11 protein-coding genes and 1 pseudogene are annotated in these 10068 nt (G+C 60.3%); 5 read left to right on the top strand and 7 right to left on the bottom strand.

All coding sequences use genetic code 11. The features are described 5' to 3' along the window. Positions 1 to 95: 95 nt before the first annotated feature. The 3 genes and pseudogenes from HGI47_RS20325 to HGI47_RS20315 all read right to left on the bottom strand — a co-directional run bounded on the left by HGI47_RS20325 (position 96) and on the right by HGI47_RS20315 (position 1978). Entirely contained in the window at positions 96 to 353 is a 258-nt protein-coding gene (locus HGI47_RS20325; protein WP_168854605.1) for an RNA polymerase sigma factor, read from the bottom strand. Between the two features lie 535 nt (positions 354 to 888). Beyond that, positions 889 to 1079, bottom strand: a pseudogene (locus HGI47_RS22770) (transposase); the annotation flags it as partial. An 86-nt stretch (positions 1080 to 1165) separates the two neighbouring features. Continuing rightward, positions 1166 to 1978 (bottom strand): SDR family oxidoreductase, encoded by an 813-nt coding sequence (locus HGI47_RS20315; RefSeq protein ID WP_168854604.1) that lies wholly within the window; start codon positions 1976 to 1978, stop codon positions 1166 to 1168. Positions 1979 to 2150: 172 nt separating this feature from the next. On the opposite strand from HGI47_RS20315, the gene HGI47_RS20310 reads away from it, so the two are divergent. Beyond that, on the top strand, positions 2151 to 2894 hold the full coding sequence (locus HGI47_RS20310) for a TetR/AcrR family transcriptional regulator (RefSeq protein ID WP_168854603.1): 744 nt from the start codon (positions 2151 to 2153) through the stop codon (positions 2892 to 2894). Between the two features lie 23 nt (positions 2895 to 2917). Here the strand turns inward: HGI47_RS20310 and HGI47_RS20305 are convergent, their stop codons facing one another. The 4 genes from HGI47_RS20305 to HGI47_RS20290 are packed head-to-tail and all read right to left on the bottom strand — an operon-like array spanning position 2918 to position 7547. Beyond that, positions 2918 to 4540: a GMC family oxidoreductase gene (locus HGI47_RS20305; RefSeq protein ID WP_168854602.1), complete on the bottom strand. Its 1623-nt coding sequence runs from the start codon at positions 4538 to 4540 to the stop codon at positions 2918 to 2920. Further along, positions 4530 to 5300 carry a class II aldolase/adducin family protein gene (locus HGI47_RS20300; RefSeq protein ID WP_168854601.1) on the bottom strand — a complete coding sequence of 257 codons (771 nt, stop codon included), beginning with the start codon at positions 5298 to 5300 and terminating at the stop codon, positions 4530 to 4532. Before HGI47_RS20300 ends, HGI47_RS20305 begins: the two co-directional genes overlap by 11 nt. A 14-nt stretch (positions 5301 to 5314) precedes the next feature. Then, positions 5315 to 6454, bottom strand: coding sequence for an acyl-CoA dehydrogenase family protein (locus HGI47_RS20295; protein WP_168854600.1), 1140 nt, complete (start codon positions 6452 to 6454; stop codon positions 5315 to 5317). A gap of 4 nt (positions 6455 to 6458) precedes the next feature. Continuing rightward, positions 6459 to 7547 (bottom strand): acyl-CoA dehydrogenase family protein, encoded by a 1089-nt coding sequence (locus tag HGI47_RS20290; RefSeq protein WP_240950335.1) that lies wholly within the window; start codon positions 7545 to 7547, stop codon positions 6459 to 6461. Positions 7548 to 7617: 70 nt separating this feature from the next. On the opposite strand from HGI47_RS20290, the gene HGI47_RS20285 reads away from it, so the two are divergent. From HGI47_RS20285 to HGI47_RS20270, 4 genes are read left to right on the top strand one after another with little or no spacing between them, the layout of a single operon-like run. After that, positions 7618 to 8142, top strand: a complete 525-nt coding sequence (locus HGI47_RS20285) for a nuclear transport factor 2 family protein (RefSeq protein ID WP_206066325.1) — start codon at positions 7618 to 7620, stop codon at positions 8140 to 8142. Next, on the top strand, positions 8139 to 8498 hold the full coding sequence (locus tag HGI47_RS20280; RefSeq protein WP_168854597.1) for a putative quinol monooxygenase: 360 nt from the start codon (positions 8139 to 8141) through the stop codon (positions 8496 to 8498). The genes HGI47_RS20285 and HGI47_RS20280 overlap by 4 nt, the downstream gene beginning before the upstream one ends. Positions 8499 to 8521: 23 nt before the next feature. Continuing rightward, the gene (locus HGI47_RS20275) at positions 8522 to 9724 is read left to right on the top strand and encodes an SRPBCC family protein (protein WP_168854596.1); all 1203 of its coding nucleotides are present in this window, start codon (positions 8522 to 8524) and stop codon (positions 9722 to 9724) included. A gap of 6 nt (positions 9725 to 9730) precedes the next feature. Further along, the gene (locus tag HGI47_RS20270) at positions 9731 to 10066 is read left to right on the top strand and encodes an NIPSNAP family protein (RefSeq protein WP_168854595.1); all 336 of its coding nucleotides are present in this window, start codon (positions 9731 to 9733) and stop codon (positions 10064 to 10066) included. The last annotated feature ends 2 nt before the right edge of the window (positions 10067 to 10068 follow it).

Genomic DNA, 10068 nt, shown 5'->3' with positions numbered 1-10068 from the left:
ATAATCTGCGCCTCGGTGAAACGGCTCTTCCTCATGCGTCTGCTCCTTACAGTGGCAGACTCTACATCAGAATGAGGGAACTTTCGGGGGGCAGGTCACACGAGATAGCGATGCCGAGTGCTTACAGCCTCATGCCGCCGCCGGTCGCGGAAAATGTTGAGGGCAACGCGCGACAAAAAAGCACGCGGCGATGCGATGTCAGTCAGGGAAAGCCGCAGAATACGCAGCCACGTATCTTGCACGATATCTTCTGCTTCCGCCGCCTGAACGTGAAGATGTCTGCGCAAGTAGCCCTGCAGCCATGCTGAGTGCGATTGATGCCAGTCCCGCAAGCTTGCAGCATCATCGGTCATGCCAAGTTCGGTTTCGTTCCGAACGCTCGCGACTGGGTCTGACACCGCCTGCCTCCTTGCGGATCAGGGACGCCGGACAATCCGAAAATGGAAACACCCATGCATCATGTGAGCCACTGCCAGAGCCATTGGACGCACAATGAACCTGCGATCTATGACGACCGCCTGACCTTGTCATCGCAGGCGATGACAAGTTTTGTCTTTTGCATAGGGGGTTCCACGCCCCTGCTACCAGCCTACCGGTAGCGGTCTTAGATTGTCGCATTTGCTCTGCGATAGCAAGAGTTGCGTCCAACGACCGAAGTCGAGGAAGGGGTGGTGTTGGAACCTCCTATGCAAGAAGCCCGCTTACTGGCCGGACACGCCTGAGCGCTGCCACACCCCTTCCGGCATTTCAGCCCGGTCCATTTGCGGCACGACCTTGAAATAGCAACAGGGCAGGTGTGAAACAATCCTGATGGGGACAAGATATTCAAAAGGGCCGCAAGGCGCTTACCGTGGCTTCCATCGGAGCGGTGTTCTACAGGGCGGCTCCAATGAAATGATGCAGCCGATCGTAAACAATCTCGTCTGACCGGCCGCCATGGGCTGGATGCTCTTGCGATCGCCCGGGCAAATCAGGCCTGCGATGTAAGCCGGGCGCATCCGACGTCGCATCTTGTTACCCAGCCCACCCAAAAGCGGAGCGAGCCACCGCTCCAGATCCGCCCGCCGGTCCTTGTTCATAGCCAGCCTTCGTCAAGCGAACTCTCCAGGAATCAGCGAAATCCATCCTTGGGAATCCCAAAAACCACGCTTCTGCCAAAGTATTGCTAGGTCGTGCTTTGGCCGAATTTGCGGACAAGTTTTGGTGGAACAGCGCCTTTGGTGATCGACGATGTATTGTCGATGACGAACGACTGGCCGCTGATGAACGCAGATTCGTCCGAAGCGAGGAACAGCGCAAGGTTGGCAACGTCGCCCACTTGCCCATGCGCGTTTTCGCCCAGCGCAGGGCCATTATCGGCCAGCGCCGCATCCATTGTGCTGGTTGCAACCGCCATCGACCGCACCATAGGTGTATCGATCCGGTCGGGAAGCAGCGCGTTGCAACGGATCGGAAGGCCCAGCTGCGCGCAGTACACGGCGACCGAACGGCTGTAAGCATCAATCGCACCCTTTGCTGCGGTATAAGCTGCAGACCGAGGATGACCTTGCACCGCAGTTATCGACGAAAGGTTGATGATTGAACCACAACCGCCCTCGCGCATAAGTGGAATGGCGTGCTTGCAACCCCAGATCGTCCCGTAGACGCTGACATCGAGCGTAAACTGGAGGTCGTCCAGTTCGATCGTTTCGGGGGTAGATGGCCGAACCACACCGGCATTGTTCACCAGAACGTCAAGGCGGCCCTCACGGCCGCGAACATCTGTCATCAATGCGATCCACTGTGCTTCGTCCCGAACATCGTGCCGGTAAAACCGCGCCGCACTGCCCAGTTCTGCCGCGACTGCGGCGCCGGCCTCGGCGTCGACATCGGTGAGAATAACCCGCGCGCCTTCGCGCACAAACACGCGAGCATCCGCTTCGCCTAGCCCGCGCGCCCCGCCCGTGATGATCGCTACTTTACCGTCCAGCCTGCCCATTTGAACGCCTTTCTCAACAATCAAAAATGATAGCATGTCCTACTTTCCGTCGCTGCTGGCGACAAGCCTTGATCGAAGCACGTTCTCCCGGCATGATCGCTTCGACATGCGACAGAAAGTAGTATTACATGCAATTTGAGATTGCCGGGCGATCAAGTCCTGTGGGGGCGTTATGCTGACCGGAAATCCAGAGCGTAAGGCCGTCTATTCCAGCGCTTCGATACATCAGCGACGCAAGCGCATCCTCACCGAAGCGCGGCGTATGATTGCCGACGTTGGCCTTGACGGCTTCAGCGTTCGATTATTGTGCCGCAATGCCGATGTCGCACAGCGCACGCTTTACAACGCGTTTCAGAGCAAGGATCGCCTGATCGCGCTAGCCATTCGCGAAGCCTATGAGGATGTAAATCGTTACATTCGCTACCGGACCGAAGTTGACACGCTCAACGGCATTATTGACCGATTGATAGCGGTGAACACGCGTAATCTGCGCGCCCGCAACTATACGAAAGCGGTAGTTTCGCTGTATTTTTCGCCGAGCATTTCGCCGGATGTGTGGAATGCCCTGCGATCGATGGTTTTCCTTAATCTTCGCCAGTGGCTCGACCGGCTACATCGCGAAGGCGGGCTGCAACCGTGGATCAATGTAGAGATTGCCGCCGGTGATTTTGCCAATATTGAATACGCCACCATTAACGACTGGGCGGTCGGTCGGTTGACCGATGAGCAATACATCCCGCGGCTGGTCAATGCGGTTCTGTCTTATGCCCTTGGCATCTTGAAAGGCGAGGAGCGTGCTATGGCGGCAGCGATGATGGAACAGTTGCACGCCACCGGAAAGCTGCCCGAGTTTCCCAAACCAGTGTTCGATCCAAGCGTTGAAGCCCCGGCACCTGCCGAGGTTGAGGACGCCTGAACGCAGGCGTAGCGTCGGGCGTTTTAGGCCAGACCCATCCGATCCGCCATGGCCCAGGCAAAAGCGATCGCCGGGCCATTGGTGTTGCCCGAAACCAGTCCGGGCATCGAACCGCAATCGATGACCCTTATGCCATCGACGCCGCGCACCCGGCAGTCGGGGTCAAGCGCGGCTTCAAGCCCGCCCATGGCGCAGCTCCCGGTGGCATGCGTTCCCGCACGCGAAAGTTGCCGAACTGCCTGCAGGATGTCAGCATCGCTGTTCACGTCTTTTCCGGGTACCAGTTCCTCTCCCAGCGACCCGGCCAAGGCAGGCTGTGATGCCAGCTGACGGATGGTCCTCACCATCGCCACAGCGCCGGCCTGATCTCGCGACGTGGTCAGCCAGTTGGGTGTGATCGCCAGCGGTGCTGCCGGGTCGGGGCCAGTGATTGCGACCGAGCCTGTCGATTCCGGTTGCAGCATCTGGCCGTAGATTGTCAATCCTGGCTCTTTTTCTACCGCGCTCAGTTGTACAGGAAAGTTGGGATCAAGGTTCCGCGCGAATGAGAATGCACCGACATACAATTGCAGATCGGGCCGCACCGCATCGGGCATCGAACGCACAAAAGCACCGATTTCGTAAGGGCCCGTCGCCATCGGTCCATTCCTCGCCACCGCGTAGCGCACGAGGTTGCAAACCAGTCCAATTTTACGGAACTGAAAGTTGTTGCCGCGGTCATTGCCTTTCAGGCGGAAAGCAACAGACAACCCGAGATGGTCTCGCAGGTTCTTGCCGACCGCCGGGCTCGAAACGAGCACTGGCACTCCGGCTTGGAACAGAACGTTCGCCGGGCCGATACCCGACCGTTGCAGGATTGCCGGACTGACGATTGCCCCCGCGCACAGGATGACTTCACCGTCCACCAGATATGTTCCTTCGCCCCGGGCAGTTCGGGCTTTTACGGCAGCGGCGCGCTTGCCACTGAAGACGATGCGATCCACCTCGACCTCGGTCAATACAGTCAGGTTCGGGCGGTGCATCGCTGGCCGCAGAAACGCCACCGCGGCGCTTTGCCGGCGGCCCTTGCGGATATTGTGCGGAAAGTAGCCGATGCCTTCCTGCTCTTCGTCGTTGAGGTCGGCCTTGCGTTGCAGGCCCATCTGTTCGCCCGCTCGGATCGCGGCTTCAGCCAATGGATAGCGGAATTTGCCAGTCGATATGTATACAGGTCCGCCGACCCCGCGCGCCGGGCCCGTGCCGAGTTCGTGATCTTCCACGGCCTTGAACGCAGCGCGCATTACCTGCCAATTCCAGCCGGTTGCTCCGGCACGCTCCCACGCATCGTAGTCTTCGGGCTGGCCGTGCATCCAGATCATGCCGTTGATCGAAGACGATCCACCCAAGCCCCGCCCGCGCACCCAGGTCTCGGTCGCGGGTTGCCCCGGCATGCGCGGTTGGCTCACCGGATACACCCAGGCATGGCGCGGATCCAGTACCAGCTTACCGATGCCCTTGGGCATGTGAATCAAGGGGCTGGTATCGCGGCCACCGGCTTCCAGCAACAGGACGCGGTGCTTCGGGTTGCGCGAAAGGCGATCCGCCATCACGCACCCGGCCGATCCTGCGCCGACCACGATGTAATCCCACGTCTGCTCAGTCGGCATAATCTGGCGCAATCCGTTCGACTTCGCGCATCAGGGCAATCCAGTCGAGCGTGCCAGGCGCGTTCCCCATCGTCGCCTCATCAAGTTGTGCTGCAACGAGATCCTGTATGTCCTGCCCCAGCATCCGCAACGGAGTGCCGCCGGCCAGCGCCGCGACCTGGATCTCGCACGCACGCTGTGTGGTCATCATCAGCCAGAACGCCTCACCAACCGAACTGCCTGCGGTGAGCAGGCCATGATTGCGCAGGATGAGCACCGCCTTGTCACCAAGATCGCGGGCCAGCGTAATCCGTTCGGCCTGCGCCAGTGCGACGCCCTCATAATCGTGGTACGCCAACCGTTGGCCGATCACGAGCGCCTGTTGGCTGATGGGCAGCAGGCCGTGTTCCTGTGCGGACACTGCCACACCTGCGGCAGTATGGGTATGCATCACACAAACGACATCGGGCCGGGCAGCGTGGATAGTCGAATGAATCAGGAACCCCGCCGGATTGATCACGCCGCCGCGCGACAGCACCTCGCCGTCAAGGTTTACTTCAACGAGGCTGCTTGCGGTCACCTCGTTGAAGAGTGCACCAAAAGGATTGATCAGGATGCGATGGCCGGGGCCGGGCAGGCGGGCGGAAATGTGCGTCGCGATGCCGTCGGTCATGCGGTAATGGTGAGCTAGCCGGTAGCAGGCCGCCAGTTCCCGGCGCACCTGATAATCCGCATCGCTGGCATCAGGTGAGGCAAGTTGCGTATGGGTCGAAACGGGCACAAGATGCTCCTTCGCTATAGTTCGCCCAGCGCCTTGGCGATGATGCCAAGCTGCACTTCTGCCGCTCCGCCAAAAATCGTTGCGGCCCGCGCATTCAGGTAGTCGGTGATCAGCACGTCCTCAGTCGACCCCGGAACCCGGCGCACCCCATCCGCGCCGAGCAAGGCCACGCCGAGCTGGCTGACCGTCTGCTTGAGCCGGCTTGCACGCAGTTTCAGTACCGAAGACACCGGCCCTGGGGCGCCGCCGTTGGGCAACGTGCCGACCACGGAAAGCTCGAACATCTCGAAGACATCGAGCTCCATGGCCACTTCGGCAATCAGGCGCTGCTGGTGCGCAGATGGTGGTCCATTCAGCGCCGCTTCGGCCCGGCGCAGCGACGCGCGCAAGCGGCCGGAGAACAGGCCCGTGCCGCGTTCGAACTCCAACAGGTACTTGGCGTAAGTCCAACCGTGGTTTTCCTCGCCAATCAGGTTGTCAGCGGGAATAACGACGTCGGTGAGGAACACCTGATTCACATCGTGATCGCCGCCAATCGAAATGATCGGCCGGATATCTACACCAGGTTGGTGAAGGTCAATGACGACAAAGCTGATCCCCTGTTGCGGCCGCTCGGTCTCGGCTGTGCGAACCAGTGCAAACATGCGGTTCGCGTGATGCGCATGTGTGGTCCACATCTTCGAACCGTTGATGCGGTAGCTGTCACCCTCACGCGTTGCCCGGGTCCGCAGAGATGCAAGGTCGGACCCGGCACCAGGCTCTGAAAAGCCTTGGCACCAGTAATCCTCGCCCGAAAGGATCTGCGGCAGCCAGCGCTGCTGTTGTTCGGGTGATCCGAACTCCATCAGCACCGGCGCTACCAGGCGCATCCCGATCGGATAAACCAGCGGTGCGCCGGCCTGCGCGCACTCGTTTTCGAAGATGAACCTTTCGAGCGGCGACCAGCCGGTCCCGCCGAATTTTGTGGGCCATGTCGGCGCGGCCCAGCCTTTTTCAAGCAGGATCCGCTGCCATGCCAACGAGAGATCTGGTTCGGGATAAACCCCGATCGTGCGCGACTGGCCATCGCGCAGTTCATCGGTCAGCCTCTCATCGAGGAAAGTCCGAACCTCGTCACGAAAGCGGCGCTGTTCGGCATCAAGCAACAGGTCCATTTGCTCAGCCCTCGATCAACAAAGCGCTATGGCGGTGCCGCTGGAAGTCCAGCGCATGGGCGATGTATTGCTCCGTCGGCCGGAATTCGGCATCGGCAAGCAGCCGGTAGGCCTGCAAGTGCCGAAACCGCGCAGCGATGTCGAGTTCGTCGGACACGCCCATGCCGCCGTGAAGCTGAACAGCGGTTTCAGCCACGATCGCTGCGGCCGCTGCGACCCGCGCTGTCATGGCGGCCAGGGCCCGCTGTGCCTCCGGTCCCGGGCCTGCGGCTTCCAGCACCAGAGCGCCAAGCAGGGCTGCGCTTTCTGCCTCCTTGGCCGCGACGATCATTTCTGCAACGCGGTGCTGCACGGTCTGGAACGTGCCAAGTGCCCGTCCAAACTGCTGCCGCGTACGCATGTATTCGCTCGTCGCGGCGACAGCGCCCTCCATGGCGCCCCATGCTTGCCATCCGCGCGCCATAACGTTGCGCGCTACGGCAAGGTTGCGATGCCAGGACCAGTCCGGGCCAGTGGCCAACTGCACTGCAGGCACAGCGTCAAGCATGAAGTCCGCGCCCACGGTGTCATCAAGAAGGGGGACAGGCGTCATGACGACTACGCCAGCATCGATCAGGAACAGCCCCGCATCGGTTGCAGCAAGTATATGATCTGCTCCCCAGGCACCCGATAGATTGCGTACCTGCCCGCTGATCCTTCCATCGACGTCGCTCAGGCCGAAGCAGGCAGCATAGCGTTTCTCGCCTTCGATCAGGGCGGCGATATGATCTTCTGCATCACTGGCAGCACTAAGCAACGTTCCGGCCACTACGGCGGTTACAACCGGTTCGATCGCCAGGAAGCGGCCCAGAGTTCGCAGCATCAGGCCTATCTCGATTGCTCCGCCGCCGAAGCCGCCTGCAGCCTCGGCAACGGCAATTCCGAAACAGCCCATTTCGGCAAGCGCAGTCCAGGTCAGCGGCTCGCCCCACTGACCTGCTGCAACCATCCTGCGACGATTCTCGAACGCGTATCGTTTTTCGCAAAATCGCTCAAGTCCATCCGCGAACTGGCGTTGTTCGGCAGAAAAGGCAAGATTCACTCGGTTCTCCATACTCGTGCCGCTGCGCGCAGGGCCACTGGACTCCTTCGGTAAGCGCATAGCGAATGAGAGGAAAGTCTTTTTGTATAACGCGTATCGTTTTTATGTGTTCACAAAACCATCAGCTGTGCTTAAAGACGTGAAAGGCGGTGCACGACACCGCAAGAGCAACATGTCACAACAAGCTGTCAGCAAGGAAAAGCCAGTGTTCACCGGACCAGAAGCAGATCGTCTGGCACTTCGTGAGCTGCTCGACAGCTATAGTGACGCTGTAAATCGGCGCGATCCCGGCGCGCTTGCCGCATCCTGGACCGAAGATGCGGTCTGGACATTCCGGGGGTTGGATCAAATCGGGCGTGATGCGATCGTTTCCAACTGGAGCCAGGCGATGGACGGTTTTGAAGCGGTCTGGTTCAGCGCCTTTCCTGGCTCAATCGCCGTAGATGGCGATACGGCGCATATGATCACCCATACTTTCGAATATCTGAAGCCGGTTGGCGCTGCGCCGCGCCTCCAGTCTGGCATCTACGAGGATCGCGCGGTGCGGCTTGCAACCGGTTGGCATTTTGCCAAGCGATCGTTTACTCCCAAGGAGATGACTCTGTGACCATCCTAATCACTGCTGTTATGGACCTCGATCCCGAAGCGGCGGATCGCATCCTGCGTGATTCCAGGCCTCTGATCGAAGCATCGCTGGCCGAGCCAGGGTGCGAGGCTTACAGCTGGGCACTCGATCCCCTGACGCCCGGTCGCGTTCACGTGTTCGAGCGCTGGACCGACGAAGCCGCGCTGGCGCACCATTTCAGCCTGCCGAACTATACCGAGATGCGGAGCCAACTTCGCTCGGCGGGGCCGGTCGTGTCGACAAGCCGCAAGTACCTCGTCGCGCATGATGAGCCAGTCTATGACGAAACCGGCACCCCACGCGCCGATTTCTTCACCCAACCGACAGCCGCGGCCTGATCGCCAGCACCAGGAGCGAGTGCATGTGCGAGGCAATCAACACAGGGGATCCGGTCGAAACAGCCCGGCGTGCCTCGCACTATGCGCTTCGCCGACGCACTCTTGACCGGATGCGCTCGAAGACAACTGACCTCGACGCAGAGCCGATGCGGATCGACCCAGTCATCTACACCAGTGCCGATTTTGCAGAGCGGGAACGCCGTGCAATCTTTCACGGAATGCCGGTCGTGGCAGGGCTGACGCGCGATATCCCCGAGGTCGGCGACATGATGACATTCGACGTGCTCGGGCCGTCGATCGTGCTGGTCAGGTCGAAGTCCGGCGCGGTCAATGCCTTCCGCAACATGTGCCCGCATCGCGGTGCCAAGGTTGTTACTGATTGCACGCGTCGGACGCGGCTGACCTGCCGGTTCCATGCCTGGACGTTCGATCTCGAGGGCAAGCTGATCGGCCAGCCCGGCAAGGAAGGTTTCGATGGGATCGACAAGGCCGAACTTGGTCTCCTGCCGGTACCTGTGGCAGAGGAGCACGGTCTGATCTTCGTCCGGCTCGACCCGGCAGGCGAGCCGATTGATGTGGCCAAGCATCTCGGCGATTTTGCCAGTGAACTGGCGCATCTCGAACTGGGGCGGGCCGAACCGATCCGGCGGTCCGAAATACCATGCGAAGCGAACTGGAAGTATGCGCTCGACACCTATGGTGAGAGCTATCACTTCGCATCGCTTCACCCGACGACGATCGGTCAGCTCGCGTATTCGAACATCATGATTTACGATAGCTACGGCCTGCACGCCCGGCTGGCGTTCCCGCGCGCCGAATTCATGGCCTATCAGGACCAGCCCGAAGCCGACTGGCCGCATACCGACTACGGCGGGCTTTACCTGCTGTTTCCGAACATGGTGATCAACGTCAACGCCATTCCCGGTGTTGGCCAGTTCTACGGCATTTCGCGGGTGTTTCCGGGCGAAACGCCGGACCGGTCCCTCACGCTGCTATCAACCTACCAGCCCGCACATGCCGGCGGCGAGGTCAATGTCGCGAAGTGGGCAGAGATGCACGACTTCATACAGACCGTGGTCACCGAGGAGGATTACTCGGTATCACGCGACGGGCAGCAAAACCTGCGCTGGGCTCCTGAGGGCTTCACCACCGTGCTGGGGCGAAACGAAATCGCGCTCCAGCACTGGCACCGCAATCTCAACGCCATCATGGCCGGCCGCAATTAAGGATCGATGCGCACGATGCTGTATCTGAAAGCGGAAATCACTGTCACGCCCGGCCACTTGCAGGCCATGCTTGATCTGCTCAACACGCGCATTTTCCCGATCATGGAAAACAGCGGAACCTGGCGCATGGTCGGTTGCTTCGTGCAGCGCAGCGGGCGGCTCAACACCATCATCGATCTCTGGGAGATGGACGACTATCCCGATTTTGCAACCACATACGATCGGTTCCGCGAACATCCCGACTACGCCGAAATCCGCGTCCTGCTCGACCGCTATGTCGAGACGGAGACGCTTGTGTTCATGGACGCCCGAGGCGGTCGCATCGCCCGGCAGGAGGTTTAAGT

Source organism: Novosphingobium sp. ERN07 (assembly GCF_012641335.1).
Lineage (GTDB): Bacteria > Pseudomonadota > Alphaproteobacteria > Sphingomonadales > Sphingomonadaceae > Novosphingobium.
The sequence above is the reverse complement of the archived record's forward strand: the minus strand, read 5'-3'. Positions and strand labels throughout refer to the sequence as shown.

What these genes read in the sequence shown, in the direction of transcription:
- HGI47_RS20325 (WP_168854605.1), bottom strand. Translation starts at nt 353, where the DNA reads ATGACCGATGATGCTGCAAGCTTGCGGGACTGGCATCAATCGCACTCA.
- HGI47_RS20305 (WP_168854602.1), bottom strand. Translation starts at nt 4,540, where the DNA reads ATGCCGACTGAGCAGACGTGGGATTACATCGTGGTCGGCGCAGGATCG.
- HGI47_RS20295 (WP_168854600.1), bottom strand. Translation starts at nt 6,454, where the DNA reads ATGGACCTGTTGCTTGATGCCGAACAGCGCCGCTTTCGTGACGAGGTT.
- HGI47_RS20290 (WP_240950335.1), bottom strand. Translation starts at nt 7,547, where the DNA reads ATGGAGAACCGAGTGAATCTTGCCTTTTCTGCCGAACAACGCCAGTTC.
- HGI47_RS20275 (WP_168854596.1), top strand. Translation starts at nt 8,522, where the DNA reads ATGTGCGAGGCAATCAACACAGGGGATCCGGTCGAAACAGCCCGGCGT.
- HGI47_RS20270 (WP_168854595.1), top strand. Translation starts at nt 9,731, where the DNA reads ATGCGCACGATGCTGTATCTGAAAGCGGAAATCACTGTCACGCCCGGC.
- HGI47_RS20310 (WP_168854603.1), top strand. Translation starts at nt 2,151, where the DNA reads ATGCTGACCGGAAATCCAGAGCGTAAGGCCGTCTATTCCAGCGCTTCG.
- HGI47_RS20315 (WP_168854604.1), bottom strand. Translation starts at nt 1,978, where the DNA reads ATGGGCAGGCTGGACGGTAAAGTAGCGATCATCACGGGCGGGGCGCGC.